At 37.6% G+C, this 16096-nt stretch carries 16 protein-coding genes; 3 read left to right on the top strand and 13 right to left on the bottom strand.

Annotation, left to right across the window (positions count from 1 at the left end; genetic code table 11):
- Positions 1-2: 2 nt before the first annotated feature.
- From ACZZZC_RS01240 to ACZZZC_RS01185, 12 genes are all read right to left on the bottom strand, one after another.
- Positions 3-1037: a hypothetical protein gene (locus ACZZZC_RS01240; protein ID WP_463486420.1), complete on the bottom strand. Its 1035-nt coding sequence runs from the start codon at positions 1035-1037 to the stop codon at positions 3-5.
- A 72-nt stretch (positions 1038-1109) separates the two neighbouring features.
- Positions 1110-1616: an LptE family protein gene (locus tag ACZZZC_RS01235; RefSeq protein ID WP_463484467.1), complete on the bottom strand. Its 507-nt coding sequence runs from the start codon at positions 1614-1616 to the stop codon at positions 1110-1112.
- A 31-nt stretch (positions 1617-1647) separates the two neighbouring features.
- Positions 1648-2901 carry a sigma 54-interacting transcriptional regulator gene (locus tag ACZZZC_RS01230; RefSeq protein ID WP_463486419.1) on the bottom strand — a complete coding sequence of 418 codons (1254 nt, stop codon included), beginning with the start codon at positions 2899-2901 and terminating at the stop codon, positions 1648-1650.
- Between the two features lie 63 nt (positions 2902-2964).
- Complete coding sequence (miaB, locus tag ACZZZC_RS01225) at positions 2965-4380, bottom strand: tRNA (N6-isopentenyl adenosine(37)-C2)-methylthiotransferase MiaB (RefSeq protein ID WP_463486418.1); 1416 nt, start codon at positions 4378-4380, stop codon at positions 2965-2967.
- A 139-nt stretch (positions 4381-4519) separates the two neighbouring features.
- Positions 4520-5545, bottom strand: a complete 1026-nt coding sequence (locus ACZZZC_RS01220; protein WP_463486417.1) for a sensor histidine kinase — start codon at positions 5543-5545, stop codon at positions 4520-4522.
- Between the two features lie 128 nt (positions 5546-5673).
- Complete coding sequence (locus tag ACZZZC_RS01215) at positions 5674-6258, bottom strand: hypothetical protein (RefSeq protein WP_463486416.1); 585 nt, start codon at positions 6256-6258, stop codon at positions 5674-5676.
- Between the two features lie 34 nt (positions 6259-6292).
- On the bottom strand, positions 6293-7057 hold the full coding sequence (locus ACZZZC_RS01210; RefSeq protein ID WP_463486415.1) for a TIGR03915 family putative DNA repair protein: 765 nt from the start codon (positions 7055-7057) through the stop codon (positions 6293-6295).
- On the bottom strand, positions 7057-8316 hold the full coding sequence (locus ACZZZC_RS01205; protein ID WP_463486414.1) for a putative DNA modification/repair radical SAM protein: 1260 nt from the start codon (positions 8314-8316) through the stop codon (positions 7057-7059). Before ACZZZC_RS01205 ends, ACZZZC_RS01210 begins: the two co-directional genes overlap by 1 nt.
- A gap of 73 nt (positions 8317-8389) precedes the next feature.
- On the bottom strand, positions 8390-8929 hold the full coding sequence (locus ACZZZC_RS01200; protein WP_463484462.1) for a hypothetical protein: 540 nt from the start codon (positions 8927-8929) through the stop codon (positions 8390-8392).
- Between the two features lie 86 nt (positions 8930-9015).
- On the bottom strand, positions 9016-9660 hold the full coding sequence (locus tag ACZZZC_RS01195) for an HD domain-containing protein (RefSeq protein ID WP_463484461.1): 645 nt from the start codon (positions 9658-9660) through the stop codon (positions 9016-9018).
- A 71-nt stretch (positions 9661-9731) separates the two neighbouring features.
- Positions 9732-10013 (bottom strand): helix-turn-helix domain-containing protein, encoded by a 282-nt coding sequence (locus ACZZZC_RS01190; RefSeq protein ID WP_056850714.1) that lies wholly within the window; start codon positions 10011-10013, stop codon positions 9732-9734.
- A 453-nt stretch (positions 10014-10466) separates the two neighbouring features.
- Positions 10467-11657, bottom strand: coding sequence for a THUMP domain-containing class I SAM-dependent RNA methyltransferase (locus ACZZZC_RS01185; protein ID WP_463486289.1), 1191 nt, complete (start codon positions 11655-11657; stop codon positions 10467-10469).
- A gap of 71 nt (positions 11658-11728) precedes the next feature.
- Between ACZZZC_RS01185 and ACZZZC_RS01180 the strand changes: the two genes are divergently transcribed.
- The 3 genes from ACZZZC_RS01180 to ACZZZC_RS01170 all read left to right on the top strand — a co-directional run bounded on the left by ACZZZC_RS01180 (position 11729) and on the right by ACZZZC_RS01170 (position 14991).
- Positions 11729-12097, top strand: a complete 369-nt coding sequence (locus ACZZZC_RS01180; protein ID WP_116168680.1) for a DUF3127 domain-containing protein — start codon at positions 11729-11731, stop codon at positions 12095-12097.
- 217 nt (positions 12098-12314) lie between these two features.
- On the top strand, positions 12315-14144 hold the full coding sequence (locus ACZZZC_RS01175) for a sensor histidine kinase (RefSeq protein WP_463484460.1): 1830 nt from the start codon (positions 12315-12317) through the stop codon (positions 14142-14144).
- 151 nt (positions 14145-14295) lie between these two features.
- Positions 14296-14991, top strand: coding sequence for a response regulator transcription factor (locus ACZZZC_RS01170; protein ID WP_056850719.1), 696 nt, complete (start codon positions 14296-14298; stop codon positions 14989-14991).
- A gap of 226 nt (positions 14992-15217) precedes the next feature.
- Here the strand turns inward: ACZZZC_RS01170 and ACZZZC_RS01165 are convergent, their stop codons facing one another.
- Positions 15218-16063, bottom strand: a complete 846-nt coding sequence (locus ACZZZC_RS01165) for a menaquinone biosynthesis family protein (RefSeq protein WP_463484459.1) — start codon at positions 16061-16063, stop codon at positions 15218-15220.
- Between the last annotated feature and the right edge of the window lie 33 nt (positions 16064-16096).

The raw sequence follows: 16096 nt of genomic DNA, 5'->3' as shown, positions 1-16096 counted from the left end.
TTTTAAAATTTCTTTTCTATAGATTGGATAAGGTCGGCAAAGTAACGGCTTTTTTCTGGATATTTCAAACTTAATTTTTTATAAGTATCTATGGCTTTGTGATAAAGCATTTGCTCAATATAAATTTTCGCCAAAGTTTCCGAAACAAGGTCGTATTGATCTTCTGCGCTCTTTTTTGCCTTATTTTCGTTATCGATTTGTTCTGGCTTAGGCGGTTTAATTGTAGGATCTTCCTTCAAAAATTTCTCAATAATTTCAGCGCCTTTGGCATCTTTAACTTCTGGAGTAGGGTATTCAGCTAAATGATCTGCTACTTCGAAAGGAGTTTGAATGTGAAAGATGTGCTCTACATATTGCTGCTGAAATTCTGCTCTTTCCTGCTGCTGATTAGTTTGTTGCTGTTTTTGAGCTAAACCTGGCCGAGGTTGCGCATAAGGCTGAAATATCTGTTCGTGCTCTTTTCTTGTTTTGGCCAACCACCATAGAAACGTATAAGGAAGTTGGTCATCATCGTACTTAGAAACACGGTGAATTTCCGGTTCATCAGGAGTGACAGTTTCGATTTGTGGCGGCTCTGGAACAACATCAGTACTTAGTTTTTGTTCAAAAGCAAAGAAATCAGTTGCAGCTACGCTTTCAATAAAGTTGTTTTCATCTGCAGGCAAGTCTAGTAAATGGCTATCTATTCCTGGTAAATTTTTCGGCGTTTCTATTTCCGAAGGTGGAGCAATCTCAGTTGCTGCTGTATTTTCATCTTTAATCTCTTCAGAAATTAATTCTTCTTCAACAATTTCTTTCCCAATGGTCTCTTCTTCCGCTTCGGTAATTGGTACTATGTTTAATATATGAAATAAGGTGTGCCCTTTAGTATACAGAGCCGCTTTAGGGACAAACGATGCCTCTGCCTTCGCCAGTAACAAGTGGACGGGCTGTGCATAGGGAAACTGTGCTGCCATTTCTTTCAACATTGGCACATGCGCTAACCCAACCTTTCCAGGTTGAGCAAGTAAATCTGCCAGTAGTTGTTTGTTATCCATTGTTGAGGTTTGTCGCTAAGTTAAAAAATGTAAGCGGTTTTTAAGAAAAGATTGTATTGTGTAATTGGATATTTACCACTGCGCAAAAGCCCTGTTAAAAATATCTTCGGTCAATTGTTTGTTAATCTGATCAAGCGCATTTGGCAATGCCGCCTGAATGGAAGCCCCATTTAAAGGAAAATCGAAAAATTTAGTAAAGCTTTCCTCAAAACTTTCTTTTTCTTTTCCAGCTACGTTATTTACATATTTGACAGATACCGTTACGGTTAATCGGTTAGCGCCTGCAGTAGGTGTAGAACTCGATTGCAATGCAACCGGCTTAATATCGTAACCTGTAATTCGTCCTTCAAAAACAGCATCAGCTTCAGTAGTAGAAACACTCAGGTTTGTTTGGTTCCTGATTCTTGTTTTTAGCGCTTCAGTAAGCTGATTATTTAGATTTGGAACAACAAGTGGCGCATTATTTTCGAAAGTACGCACAATAACCGTTTTTAAACCTTCGGTTGACGCTCCACTAAACTTGTAGGTGCAAGAGCTTAAAGCAGCAATGAGAAGGATGGCAAATATTTTGATTTTCATTAAATTGAAGATTTAGGTTGTTGCAAGCTTTTTATAAGTTCAACTCTTTAATTTTTCTGTATAAGGTTCTCTCTGATATGCCTAACTCCTGGGCGGCGAACTTGCGCTTGCCTTTATGTTTCTTCAACGCTTTCTTGATCAAATCAGATTCTTTATCAACCAGGGATAAGGATTCTTCAACTTCCTCCGCTTCGTGGGCAAAATAATCGCCGTTATTATTGTTGTTGCTGCCGTTGTTGTTATTACTTTGAGTAGGTTGCTGGATGGTAAAGCCATGTTCCTGTCCCGATGGAAGCTCCACATCTCTATAAAGTTGGTTGATGTACTGAGGATTATCAGCTAAAACGGTTGCCGTATTGCCACCATGCTGAATAATTTCGGCCACTAATTTTTTAAGTTCTACCATATCTTTTTTCATATCGAAAAGCACTTTGTACAGAATATCTCTTTCTGTAAAATCTTCTTTCGATTGAGAATTGATCGCCATTGGTAAATTGCTTCCGGCCTCATTTGGGATATAGTTTAAAATGGCTTGTCCGGTTACATTTCTGTCCTTCTCTAAAACGCAAATTTGCTCTGCAATATTTTTCAGCTGGCGAACATTTCCTGGCCAACTGTAATTGGTTAAAATCTGTACAGCATCAGGCTCTAAATGTAACGCCGGACTGCGGTATTTATCACTAAAATCGGCAGCGAACTTTCTAAATAAAAGATAAATATCTTCTTTACGCTCTTGCAGCGCAGGAATACGCAAAGGCACAGTGTTTAAACGGTAGTACAAATCCTCACGGAATTTGCCGTTTTTTACACGATTGTAAACATCAACGTTGGTGGCGGCAATAATTCGAACATCAGTTTTTTGTACTTTCGATGAACCTACACGCAGGTATTCGCCACTCTCTAAAATTCTTAATAAGCGGGCTTGAGTACCCAGTGGCAATTCAGCAACTTCATCCAGAAAAATGGTTCCGCCATTGGCTACTTCGAAATAACCTTTGCGGGCCTCATGTGCTCCTGTAAACGATCCCTTTTCATGGCCAAAAAGTTCTGAATCAATAGTGCCTTCGGGAATGGCACCACAGTTTACAGCAATGAATGCACCATGTTTGCGGGCGCTCATTTGATGGATAATCTGCGAAAAAACCTCTTTACCGCTTCCACTTTCGCCCGTAATTAATACCGACATATCTGTTGGCGCCACCTGGCTTGCAATATCTATAGCACGATTAAGCAAAGGCGAATTACCTATAATGCCAAATCGTTGTTTAATATTTTGTGTATCCATTTAGTACTTAGTAGTTAGTATAAAGTAGTTAGACATCGTCTTTGTTCCTTTATCCTTATTCTATTAAACAATTCTTCCAATCAGCGTAGCTGAAGTACATCTTTCGATATAAACGTTTGCATATTGCCCAGATTTTACACCTTCAATAGCTGGAAAAATAGCCATTGCACCGCTATCGCCACGTCCGCAGTAATCTAGGTCAGATTTCTTAGAAGTTCCTTCGATCAAAACCCGGATCGTTTTTCCCACCCATGCCTGTAAACGCATTAATGAGTGTGCCTGCTGTTTGGCTAAAATTTCTGCTAACCTGCGTTTTTTTACTTCTTCCGGAATATCGTCTGCTAGCTTACGGGCAGCTAAAGTTCCTGGTCGTTCCGAGTAGGTAAAGTTGTATGCAAAGTCATACTCCACGTAATCCATCATGCTTAATGTTTGCTGATGCTCTTCCTCTGTTTCTGTACAGAAACCCGCAATGATATCAGTTGAAATTGCACAACCTGGAATAATTTTTTTAATCGCATCAATACGATTAATGTACCATTCGCGGGTGTAGGTTCTATTCATCAATTCTAACACACGTGTATTGCCCGATTGAACAGGCAAGTGGATGTAATTGCAAATGTTGTCGTATTTGGCAATAGTATATAGTACTTCGTCGGTAATATCTTTTGGGTGAGAAGTAGAAAACCGAACCCTTAAGTCAGGATTTACCAGAGCAGTTTGTTCTAAAAGTTGAGCAAAGTTTACCGTTTCAGTCCCATCCTCTGAAGTCCAGGTGTAAGAATCTACGTTTTGACCTAGAAGTGTTACCTCGCGATAGCCAGCCTCAAATAATGATTTTGCTTCTTCGATAATGGAGTGTGCATCGCGGCTACGTTCTCGGCCACGGGTAAAAGGCACAACGCAAAACGAACACATATTGTTACAGCCCCGGGTAATGGAAATAAAGGCGGTTATTCCGTTGCTGTTCAGGCGCACCGGACTAATATCTGCATAAGTTTCCTCACGAGATAAAAGTACATTAACAGCTTTGTGGCCACTTTCTACCTGCTCAATTAAATTCGGCAAATCACGGTAAGCATCTGGCCCAACCACTACATCTACCAAACGCTCCTCTTCTAAAAATTTAGATTTTAAACGCTCGGCCATGCAGCCTAAAACACCAACAATTAATTTTGGATTGCGGCGTTTTTCTACCCCAAACTGCGAAAGACGATTTCTAACTCTGGTTTCTGCGTTTTCACGAATAGAACATGTATTTATAAAAATAACGTCAGCTTGATGATAATCGCCAGTGGTTTCAAATCCGGTTTCTGAAAGAATGGAAGCAACAATTTCGCTATCGGCGAAGTTCATGGCACAACCATAGCTTTCAATGTATAATTTGCGTGCGTCGGCTTTTACAGGAACATCTAAAATTAGTGCTTCTCCTTGTCGTGCTTCGTCATGCGTTTTATCTGGTATTTGTAAATCGATCATTCTTTAAAAAGATTTTGGGGATTGCAAAAATACACAAATATATTTAAAAGTGACAAATTGGCACGTTTAGTTTGAATGTTTACAAAAGAATTGGAAATGGTGATTCGAGCTTAGTGTTTAATAATATCGGCCTCAATTCTTAGCCAATTTTTTGAAGCGTGAAAGCAAAAGTAGTTCCTATTCCTGGCGTGCTTCTTACCGAAATGGTTTGCTGATGGGCTTCCAGAATGTGTTTTACAATGGCCAGGCCTAAACCTGTTCCTCCAACTTCTCTAGCCCTATGGGTGTCGATTCTATAAAAACGCTCAAACAGACGAAGGAGGTGTTTTTCTTCTATTCCGATGCCGTTATCGGTGACTTCGATCAAAAACTGATCATGCAGTTCAAATATTTTAATGGCTGTTTCCCCGTTTTCTACGCCATATTTAATGCTGTTTACAATGAGATTGATGAGCACCTGCCTGATTTTCTCCCGATCAGCATTCACTAAGGTAGCCGCAGTATATTTATCTTTGAAAAACAGTTTAATATGTTTGGCTTTGGCCCGGTCATCCAGATTTTCCATTACCTCCTTCGCCAGGGTAACAAAATCAAATTTTTGATAATTTATAGGTGACTCACCAGTTTCGAGCTTGGAAATGGCATCTAAATCATTAATGAGGTAACTCAAACGTTCCACATTATTTTCAGCTTTTTTCAGGAATTTAACGGCCATGTCGGGATCGTCTACGATGCAGTCTTGCAGCGTTTCGATGTATCCCTGGATGGCAAAAAGTGGCGTCTTAAATTCGTGAGAAACGTTTGATAAAAATTCGCGGCGAAATTGTTCCTGCTTTTTAAGTAAATCAATTTCCCTTTTTTTAGCCCCTGCCCATTCCTTAACTTCCTGTTCTACATCGTTAATTGGATCGGAGCTTACATATTCGCCAAGCGCATCTTTTAAATCTTTACCCAGTTTTAAGTTATGAATGAGTTTATAAATGAGTTTGATTTTGTTGTAAATGTATTTCTCCAGTAAATAGTAAAAAACCAGAAAGCTGGAGAGAAATGAAACGCCGAAAGATATTCCGAAATAATACCAGCTGCGCTCAAAATAGAAGTTAACCATCCCGATGGAAAGCGCAACTGCAAGCGCAGTAATTAAAACCAGCACACTTAATTTCATGGTGCAATTTAAAGCTTTTTATGTTAAAGGAATGTTAACAAGCTATTTTTGAACCATCTATTTTGTGCTTTCAAATAATAGTGTGGTTCCGTTTGAGTCGGATAGGATTAGTGTGTTTGAGTCTGACTTTAAAACCTTGTATATATCTTTTTTTTCGGCATTATCATTGTTTTTTGAGGCTTGAAATCAACAAATATTTCGTTCGCTTTATTTTTAAGCCGATCAAATGGAATGGTAACGGAATTAAATCCAATGAAATCAAACGTAATGTAGTGTATGTCTAACAGTTTTCTGATCGTTAGCGCTGCAGTTCCATTTACTAATGTCGTAACAGAAAATAATATTTCGAAGTTTTTATCTCTCATGGCCACCAAAGCACCATTAACAGGTGTTTTGTTATCAAATATTTGAACGTAGAGCCGTGTTAAATTAGAGGGGTCATTTTGAGCAGAGATTTTATAAGCTGATGAATCCCTATCATTCAAGGAATGATAATTTAAGTATAATTCATTGTTTTTTAACGAGAAGCTTCCTTGACCATATTCGTCGCTCACATGCCCTGTAGATTGATCGGAAAAATTTGAACCCTTGAATGTTAGTGTTCTGCTTCCGGCATCTACTCCAGCCGAATAAACATATTTGCCTGTGATTTGAGCAATGGAACTACTTATGGGAAGTGAGAGTAAAAGAATCAGGACGTACCTTAAAGACATTTCAGCTTTTTCTTACCAAATTAATGAAATATTTTTAACCCAATTGCTTTTCAGTTAAATATTTCCAATATCTTTTCGGTACATGTTTAACATGAAGTTTTGTGTTTTTTCGGGCTACAATATTGGCGCTTTTAAAGTAATCTTTCCAAAGAAGGGAGTAAAGCTCCTCCTTTTCATCCATCAATATGGCCGGTGGGTTTTTCTTATTTGCTTCTGTTGTAAAATCGATTGTGATTTCTTCAACTGTGTTTAAGTCATAATGAAGGCCATATTTTCTTTTTAGATCGTAAATAATCCATTGCTGATCGGCATATCTATTTTTAAAATGGTTATTAATGAGTGGAAGCACATTAAAGTCTGGATCAATAGAGGCGTAAAACATACCATCGCCAGTTTTTTGAAAGCGAATAAAAGCTTCCATTCTATGCTTCTCCCGTTCTACGCTTTTGGCATATTTAGATAGTGCCATTACATGCTCGTTACCATAATTCGTTTCCGCACCAACCGGATTTTGAAATATATAAATTATGAATTGAAACAGGTGTTGATAGGCCTCAGGAATTTCTGATAAATAGCTGCAATAGAAATTACGCAACCAGGTTTTTTTTATCTTTTTCTGAAGTCCAGCCCAAACGCGATCTGCTTTCTCGGCATTGGTATCTATAACCATTACTTCTGTAAAAGCTTCCGGCTGGAAAATCTCCATTGATTTTAACGAAACGAAGCCTGGTTTTCGTTCAAACCATTCAAAAACAGCAGTTAAAAGTCCGGGCAAGGATCCATCGAAAACGTAAATCATTAAAATAAAATCAATTGATTGCTATCGGTTTTTAAGTATTTGCTCTGACTTTCAGCTAAGATAAACGCTTTAATTTGTGTGCCCTGATAGTCTTTTATTTGATAAGGCGTATCCACACAGGTGATAAAATGCTTCGCTCGGTTATAGGCCACGCCCATCTTTTTAAGCTGGTCAATCCTCAATTTTCCAAACTTCCTTGCTTGTACTATTTTCTGAGCCGACATAACACCGATGCCGGGGATGCGCAAAATCATTTTATAGTCCGCCTTGTTGATGTCAACTGGAAAATGCTGCATGTTTCTGATCGCCCAGCTAAGTTTTGGGTCAATATCAATATCCAAATTTGGATTAGCGTCACTTAGAATTTCCTGTACTTTGAAACCATAAAATCGCATCAGCCAATCAGTCTGATACAGCCTGTTTTCTCTTAAAAGTGGAGGTTGAGTGCCAAGTACAGGCATTCGTGTATCATCACTAATGGGTACATAGCCAGAATAATAAACCCTTTTTAGCGAAAAATTTTTATAAAATGTATTGGCGGTATACATAATGTCTTTGTCGCTTTCTGGCGTTGCTCCAATTACCATTTGAGTACTTTGTCCTGCCGGAACAAATTTTGGAACATGCTTGATTAACTTTTTATCGGCGGAAAATTGAGCAATGTTTTTCTGTACAAAATCCAAAGGCTTAATCACATCGGCATGGCTTTTCTCTGGCGCTAAAAGTTTTAAACCTGCTTCAGTCGGCATTTCAAGGTTTATACTCATCCGATCTGCATATAAACCTGCTTCTTTAATGAGTTCATCGCTCGCACCGGGAATAGTTTTCAAATGAATATAACCATTGTAATTTTGTTCTAGCCGGAGTTTCTTGCAAACCAAAAGCAATCGTTCCATGGTAAAATCTGCATTTTTGAAAATCCCTGAACTTAAAAACAGGCCTTCTATATAATTGCGGCGGTAAAAATTCATGGTTAGTTCGACTACTTCATCTACAGTAAATGCAGCACGTTTTACATCGTTACTTTTCCGCGATACACAAAAAAGACAATCGTAAATGCAATGATTGGTTAACAAAATTTTAAGTAACGAAACGCACCGGCCGTCTTCCGTATAGGTATGGCATATGCCTGACGAATGACTATCACCTAGTCCTTTATTATTGTTTTTTCTGGTGCCACCACTAGATGAACAAGACACATCATATTTAGCAGCATCAGCAAGAATATTTAATTTTTCACGAATACGATCGAATGACATAGGAAATGTTTTACTAACAAATATAGCTTTAAAAACTAAAAATATTAGTAAAAACTTACTCTTCTAGAGAATATTAATTGCTAGCCAAGCGATCGTGAAAATTTTTGGTAATTTGCTTTTGCTGATGAATGTTGGAGATTTTTTTATTCTCCTGATAAGAACGCAATAGGCTGAAAAAGTTCTCCGCCTCATCTTCATAATTCTCTTTCATACTAAAATTTGCTTTAAAGTAGGGGGCAGTAAAAATTACAGTATAAGAGTAATTTCCATGCTGAATACTAAACTTTTCTTCGATGGATAAAATGTTTTCCCATGGCGCTGAAAAATTTCTTTTGTTATAGAATAAGTTGTTTTCAGTAATCTCCAGCTTCATCTGCTCTTGCTCTATACTTACGGTACATGGAACAAAAATCTGTGTTTTTATTACCCATCGTAGAACAAAAATCATGATTAATAAGAAAGTGGTGATCAGCATAGAAATAAGCCAAAAAGAGGTGTTAATTGGCAAATGGTAGAGCATGATAAACATTAATAGGGCACCGATTGTGGGTACGCCAGCAAGTGTAGTGACGAGCACGCTGCTCTTATGATATTGAAGCTGAAAGACATTCATTACATATACTTTTACTAAGTTATCGCAGAATGTCTTTCTATCCAATACCGAAATATGAGTAATTTGACGGTATTTAAATCAAAAGGCTAGTTGCCTTCCCACTCGCTGTAAAAATGCTTTAAGTAAAGTAGCATAAACTGGTGGCGTTCCTCTGCAATAGTTTTTCCTGCTGCGGTATTCATCAAATCTTTTAACATCAGTAGTTTCTCGTAAAAATGATTAATGGTAGGAGCAGTTGTATTTTTATAGGTTTCTTTTGATAAATGTTGTTCAGGTTTGATAGAAGGATCATAAAGCACGCGATTTTTAAAACCTCCATAAGTAAATGCTCTTGCAATTCCAATGGCTCCAATTGCATCTAATCTATCAGCATCTTGAACTATTTGCATTTCTTTAGATGTAAATGCATTTTGGTCAAAGCTATTTTTGAAAGACATATTTTCAATAATCAATTTTACATGATCAATAATAGCCTGTTCGACATGAATGGATTGCAGAAATGCTGCAGCCATTTTTGGTCCCAGCGTTTCATCACCATTGTTAAATTTTGGATCTGCAATATCGTGAAGGAGTGCTGCAAAAGCTACAACTAACTCATCGCCATTTTCTTTTTTGTTGATGTTTTGAGCAGTTTTATAAACCCGCTCTATATGAAACCAATCGTGCCCAGCTTCGGCATTAGCTAATGTTTTCTTTACAAAATCGATTGTTTTTTGAATGGATGAATGCATAAAAAGAATTTTTCTCAAAGATATTGGAAATTTATGCAGGCGGGCAGAAATGATTTCAACAGCGGAAGTTTTTAACTTACCGCTGCTGTTCTGCTTTCATCTTCAGCAATAATTTTTATTAAATCATTGTGATTTAAAGTAAGTAAGTGAGTTACCTCAACTTCTAGAATTGTAGAGATCTGAAATAAACGATCAACAGTCAATTTACTATAACCTAACTCAATTTTACTGTAGGCGTTTTGAGAAATTTTTAATTTTGCTGCCAAATAATCCTGAGTATAATCTCTGTATTCTCTAATTTTTCTGATATTCCCGGCAACATTCTTTGTCTTTAAAGCTAATACATCTTCCATAAAAAAGGGATAATTTTTTAATGTTTGAATTATTTACGAAATTCTGAACGGCTTAGATTTTATAGGAATTATTCTTCTTCAAATCATGCAAGCACCGAGAAACATAACTATGTACTAACAAGCCAGTAACCTAAAAGTTTAAGGAATTCCGGTTTGCCGTTGATGGTTGGCTTGATGAGGAAGAATGTTATTATTAGGCTGTGATTGTCTATTGATATCGCCCAAGGCTAATAAAACCGTCGGCGAAAATCTCAAGTAACGGAAGGCATGAGGGAATTATACCATTGCAAAATCAAACGTTAAATTTAAGGGAGGAGATGTAGGATTAATGAAACGCTGCAGAATTTACACCAGTCTTTGGGATAAATCTTTTGTTTATTAATGTAAATAGAAGGGATGGCAGAGGAACCTGGCAATTAACCAACAGCTTACCAGGCTCCAATAAATATTGAATTAATTTGCTTCTTCAGTCTGAATTAAGGGTGCTCTGCGAGATCCATCATACAACTCATATTCAAGCATTCTACAGTCTAATTTTCCATTATAGAATTCGATTTTCCGAGAAGCTTTTAATCCGATTTTTTTAGCTAAATCTGGATTTCCAGTGAAAATATATCCTGAATAACCTTTGCATTTGGTTTTCATAAAATCGCCCATGCGTTTATAGGTTAATTCCAATTTGCTGTGAACGCCCAAACGTTCGCCATATTCAGGGTTGAAAACCACCACGCCTTGTCCGCCTTCTGGCACTGGAGTAAGCTCGAAATCGCAAACTTCAAATTCGATTAAAGTATCAACACCGGCTGTCTGGGCGTTTCTACGGGTAACCTCAACGGCATCTTCCGAAATATCAGAAGCAACAATTTTTAAATCTATATTTTTAATGACCTGATCTTTCAAAATTCTTCTTTCGGCGAAAAATTCCTGTTCATCATAGCCTAAAATGTGCATAAAGCCATAATTCATCCGGTATAAGCCGGGAGCACGGTTTGTTGCAATTAATGCAGCTTCGATAGCCAGTGTTCCTGAACCACACATCGGGTTAATGAAAGGTGATTTTCGATCCCATTTAGTGGCGTAAATTGCTCCAGCAGCCAGGGCTTCAAGCATTGGCGCTTTCCCCGGAATTTTACGGTAACCATGTTTGGCTAAAGTTTCTCCGGAGGTATCCATAAAAACGTCGGCATCAGCATCTTTCCAGTACAAATGCACAACTGCTTTATTGGCATCAGAGCCAGAGTTAGGACGGATGCCTTTTTTCTCTTTCATGCGATCGACAATCGCATCTTTAACTTTTAAATTCGCAAATAATGGTGTAGTGATATTTGGATTATCTACATTGGAGGTTACGGAAAAATATCCTGCAAAATCGATTAATTCTTCCCATTCAATATTCTTAATTTCGTTGTAAAGGTCATCAGGAGTAATGGCCTTAAAACTTTTAATTGCATATAAAATCTGACTGGCGCAACGCAAGTTTAAATTTAGCTTGATACACTCTGTAAGGGTGATATTTAGCTCAACACCAGTTGGAAAGGCTCTTTCTATTTTATAACCAAGCGCCGTAACTTCATCTTGTAAATACGGAGAAAGGCGCTTATTGCAGGTAATAATTACCTTGCTTTTATTGTGGAAAACTTGCATCATAATATATGCGAAGTTATCAATAAAATTATAGAGATTTGATTCTTTAAGGTACAATATTAGTATTAGTTATGGAAATTAAAGGAAAAGTACACGAAGTAGGTGCAACGCAGCAGGTAAGTGAAACGTTTAAAAAACGTGATTTAATAGTAGAATACGCAGAAAATCCAACATACCCAGAATATATCCGTTTTGAGGCTTTACAAGATAAAACTGCATTATTAGATACATTTAAAGCGGGTGATGAGGTTGAGGTTTTCTTTAATTTACGTGGCCGCCCTTGGACAGATAAAACAGGAAAAACATCATATTTTAATAGTTTGGTGATTTGGAGAATCAATGCGATTGCAGCAGGCGCTCCGGCAGCAGCTACTCCAGCTTATGCAGCTCCGGTTGATGTGAGCAATACACCAGGTGAAGATGATGATTTGCCTTTCTAAATAAAGAATCTTTTTAAGCAAACAATTTTGAACCATGCCGAGGCTTTTGTCTCGGCATTTTTTTTGTCCCCACCTCTGCTTAAATCTTCATTTACAATCAGATAAGCCATGTTAAATTATGTTAAAAACATGCTGTTAACTTAGCTATTCAGTATTTTTGCTTCTGGTTTAGGTTATATTGGGGTGCCTGAAAATAACTCGGCACAAAATCACATCAATGAAAAAAAGGAGTTTTTGGTTTATTACGGTGCTGATGACGTTGGCTTTGCTCGGCGTTTTTGTGATGCAGTTGTATTACATCAAAGAAGCCTATAACTTAAAATCTCAACTGTTTGACGAACAGGTTAACCAAACTTTAGCTACTGTAGTTAAAAAGGTAGAACGACTAAATGTTGCCAACCACATTACTCGGAAAGATGCTGAAAACAAATTAAAGCGTATTCAGGACGCTCGCCAAAGAGCGCTGGATATTAAAGATTTAAGACAGCAATATGTTCAGGAATCGGAATTAAGATTTGCCGAACGTGAAAATTTAATCGAAAATTATCTAAATCAACAGGATAGCATTATTAGGGCATCTTTTCGGGCGCCAAATGTAATATCTGAACGCGACTTCGTTTCCTTATCATCTCTGAATGGAAAGAGCCTTGATTTACAGATGGACGCTTTTGTGGATATGCGAAGCTTAATTTTAAAGGGCTATAGCATGCGAACTAAGCCCTATGCTCCAGCACCCAAGACCTTCGAATTTAAAAGTTTGCAAAGTTTGCCAGATACTTTACGTTATTTGGTTTATGATCCTATAAATGCCAAGCCACTTACCGTAAGTGTACCAAAGGTTTCTGATGAACTGGAGAAAAAATTTAAACGTGAGGATGAAATTGCCAGGAAAAAACTGGAAGTAAAAATTGCTGCTTTGGGCAAAGATACTTTGCCTTATTCTAGAATGAGTTTGGTAGAAGATGTTTCCAAAGAGCTGGAAGAATCGAATATTCCGATTTATAAACGGATAAACTTCGAGGCGCTGGGCGATGTTTTAAAAGCTGAATTGTTAACACATAATATTACTCAAAAACCTTATTATAAAGTTTCGCTGGCAAAAAAAGATTCGGTTTTGTTTATAGAAGCCTCGAATACCAAAGGAGAGTTCTTGCCCGAAAACACCTATAAAACACCCCTTTTTGGAAACGATTTATTTCGCGATCCTGGTACTTTAATCGTCACTTTCCCCAATAAAAATTCGGCAATTTTAGCCAATTTGAGTTTTACCCTGGCTACATCTGTGGGTTTGTTACTGGTGTTGGTTTTTATTTTTTCTTACACGCTTTATGCCATTTTAAAGCAGAAGAAAATTTCTGAAATGAAAACGGACTTCATTAATAACATGACGCATGAATTTAAAACTCCGGTTGCAACCATTATGATCGCAAGCGAGGCATTAAAAGATCCAGAGGTTACTGAAGATAAAACCCGATTGAAACGCCTGGCTAATATTATTTATGATGAAAACGTTCGTTTGGGCAGCCATATTGAACGTGTTTTGAGTATCGCCCGGTTAGAAAAAGGGGAGCTGAAAATGGAGAATACCGAAGTGGATATGAACGACTTGATTGTAATTGTTCTGGACAGCATGAGTCTTCAATTGCAAAAAAGAAATGCGATTTTGAATATCCACACGGATGCCGAAAAATCTACCGTTTTTGGCGATGAACTGCATTTATCCAATGTGCTTTATAACCTAATCGATAACGCCAATAAGTATAGCTCCGAAACACCGGAAATTACAATCACAACCAGAAATGCCAATAATAAATTGATCATAGAAATTGCTGATAGAGGCATCGGGATGACCAAAGAACAATCTAAACGAATCTTTGATCAGTTTTACCGGGTGCCAACTGGTAACTTGCATGATGTTAAGGGATTTGGTCTTGGTTTAAATTATGTTCAGGATATTATAAAACAGGTGAATGGCAGCATCAAAGTGAATAGCGAAAAAGATAAAGGAACAAAGTTTGAAATATCGTTACCTTTATATCAAAGCTAAACATCGGCAGAAAAATATCAGGGCTCGACACTTTGTATAAATGCGTTAAACTAGAGTTATTATAGCGGATAACTTAACAATTAAACCGTTGTCCAAGTACAGAATCAAACATTTACGGTAGTGTGCTACCTATGTCAATAAAATAACGAAAATGAAAAAAATACTTCTGGTAGAGGACGATCCAAATTTAGGTTTATTACTACAAGATTATTTGCAGCTAAAAGGCAAATTTGATGTGGTGCTTTGTACAGACGGAGAAGAAGGTTTGCGGGCTTTTAATAAACAAAACTTCGACCTGTGTATTTTGGATGTGATGATGCCTAAAAAAGATGGATTTACTTTGGGTAAAGACATTCGCAAAGTGAATGCACAAGTGCCTATCATTTTTGCAACGGCAAAAACAATGCTTGAAGATAAATCTGCCGCTTACGATTTAGGCGGCGATGATTATATTACCAAACCTTTCCGTATAGAAGAACTATTACTGCGTATTAATGCGATGTTTAAACGCATATCGAGCAAGAGCGATGGGGCAGAAGAGGCACCTGAAACACAGTTTAATATTGGAAGTTATATTTTCGATTATACTACTCAAATCATTACAAACGGCGATCAGCAGCAAAAACTTTCTACCAAAGAAGCAGAGTTACTCCGGTTGCTTTGCTTGAAAAAAAATACAGTTTTAACCAGAGAAGAGGCATTATTGAGCATTTGGCACGACGATAACTACTTCAATGGAAGAAGTATGGATGTATTTTTGAGCAAATTACGTAAATACCTTCGGGGAGATTCGAGCGTTGAAATTATTAACGTTCATGGCAAGGGCTATAAATTGTTGGTGAGCTAGGTAGCGCGTTCAAACGCTGGATTGTTGGAATATTCTTATGTGATCGGTGTGGACACCAGCCACTAGAATAAATGTTTGTTGCTGAAGTAGCTTTGACCTATCGGTTGGTGTCTCACCAACCGAAATCTATGTAGAAGATTATTTAGTTTTATTGCCCAATTTTCAATGGTCGGTGTGGACACCAAATACTAGCATAAAAAGTGATTGGAGTATTGCTTTGATCAGTTTACAAATACAAATTTTCTTGAATTGGCGGAATGATATTTCTTTCTTGCGCTAACTTAAACAAAGTATCAACCGCTTTTCTGCCTTCTTCACCCAAATTTATGCTGTATTTGTTTACGTAAAGCTCAATGTGTTTGTACATCACGGCTTCATCCATAGCTTGCGCATGTTCTCGGATAAAATCGATACCCGATTTAGGGTGCGCAAATGCAAATTCTACCGATTGACGAATCAAGCGGTTGACCTTAAGCTGAACCTCTCTATCCAGATTTCTGTTGATTACGATGCCGCCTAAAGGAATAGCGCAGCCTGTCAGTTTTTCCCAATAATCACCCAAATCAACAATTTTATTCAAGCCTTTATCTTGATAGGTAAATCTGTTTTCATGGATAATCAAACCCAAATCTATTTGGTCTTCCAGCAGAGCTGATTCAATTTCAGAGAATACCATTTCCTGCTTATTTTGCAATTGCGGATAGGCAATTCCAAGCAGGAAGTTCGCAGTGGTGTACTTTCCAGGAATGCCAATTCTTAACTCCGAATTTGGAATTTGAAGACGGGAATCTTTTTCATCGAAAGGATTTTTACTAATTAAAAGCGGTCCGACACCAAAGCCCAAAGCGCTTCCGGCATCCAATAAAGCATATTGGTTAGCTACATAAGCAAAAGCATGAAAACTTAATTTAGTGATGTCGAGCTGTCCTTTCAACGCCTTCTGGTTAAGCGTTTCCACATCATCATAGGTCACTTCAAATTCTAAACCTTCGGTATCAATTTTATGGTGAATTAGCGCATCAAAAATAAATGTATCGTTCGGGCAGGGCGAAAAACCAAGTGTAAGCTTCATGTTTTCAAAATTAACTACTGCAAAAAACTAATC

Source organism: Pedobacter sp. AC212 (assembly GCF_979258625.1).
Note: the sequence above shows the minus strand (reverse complement) of the source record. Positions and strands in the feature narration are given on the sequence as shown.

What these genes read in the sequence shown, in the direction of transcription:
- ACZZZC_RS01240 (WP_463486420.1), bottom strand. Translation starts at nt 1,037, where the DNA reads ATGGATAACAAACAACTACTGGCAGATTTACTTGCTCAACCTGGAAAG.
- ACZZZC_RS01235 (WP_463484467.1), bottom strand. Translation starts at nt 1,616, where the DNA reads ATGAAAATCAAAATATTTGCCATCCTTCTCATTGCTGCTTTAAGCTCT.
- ACZZZC_RS01230 (WP_463486419.1), bottom strand. Translation starts at nt 2,901, where the DNA reads ATGGATACACAAAATATTAAACAACGATTTGGCATTATAGGTAATTCG.
- miaB (WP_463486418.1), bottom strand. Translation starts at nt 4,380, where the DNA reads ATGATCGATTTACAAATACCAGATAAAACGCATGACGAAGCACGACAA.
- ACZZZC_RS01220 (WP_463486417.1), bottom strand. Translation starts at nt 5,545, where the DNA reads ATGAAATTAAGTGTGCTGGTTTTAATTACTGCGCTTGCAGTTGCGCTT.
- ACZZZC_RS01215 (WP_463486416.1), bottom strand. Translation starts at nt 6,258, where the DNA reads ATGTCTTTAAGGTACGTCCTGATTCTTTTACTCTCACTTCCCATAAGT.
- ACZZZC_RS01210 (WP_463486415.1), bottom strand. Translation starts at nt 7,057, where the DNA reads ATGATTTACGTTTTCGATGGATCCTTGCCCGGACTTTTAACTGCTGTT.
- ACZZZC_RS01205 (WP_463486414.1), bottom strand. Translation starts at nt 8,316, where the DNA reads ATGTCATTCGATCGTATTCGTGAAAAATTAAATATTCTTGCTGATGCT.
- ACZZZC_RS01200 (WP_463484462.1), bottom strand. Translation starts at nt 8,929, where the DNA reads ATGAATGTCTTTCAGCTTCAATATCATAAGAGCAGCGTGCTCGTCACT.
- ACZZZC_RS01195 (WP_463484461.1), bottom strand. Translation starts at nt 9,660, where the DNA reads ATGCATTCATCCATTCAAAAAACAATCGATTTTGTAAAGAAAACATTA.
- ACZZZC_RS01190 (WP_056850714.1), bottom strand. Translation starts at nt 10,013, where the DNA reads ATGGAAGATGTATTAGCTTTAAAGACAAAGAATGTTGCCGGGAATATC.
- ACZZZC_RS01185 (WP_463486289.1), bottom strand. Translation starts at nt 11,657, where the DNA reads ATGCAAGTTTTCCACAATAAAAGCAAGGTAATTATTACCTGCAATAAG.
- ACZZZC_RS01180 (WP_116168680.1), top strand. Translation starts at nt 11,729, where the DNA reads ATGGAAATTAAAGGAAAAGTACACGAAGTAGGTGCAACGCAGCAGGTA.
- ACZZZC_RS01175 (WP_463484460.1), top strand. Translation starts at nt 12,315, where the DNA reads ATGAAAAAAAGGAGTTTTTGGTTTATTACGGTGCTGATGACGTTGGCT.
- ACZZZC_RS01170 (WP_056850719.1), top strand. Translation starts at nt 14,296, where the DNA reads ATGAAAAAAATACTTCTGGTAGAGGACGATCCAAATTTAGGTTTATTA.
- ACZZZC_RS01165 (WP_463484459.1), bottom strand. Translation starts at nt 16,063, where the DNA reads ATGAAGCTTACACTTGGTTTTTCGCCCTGCCCGAACGATACATTTATT.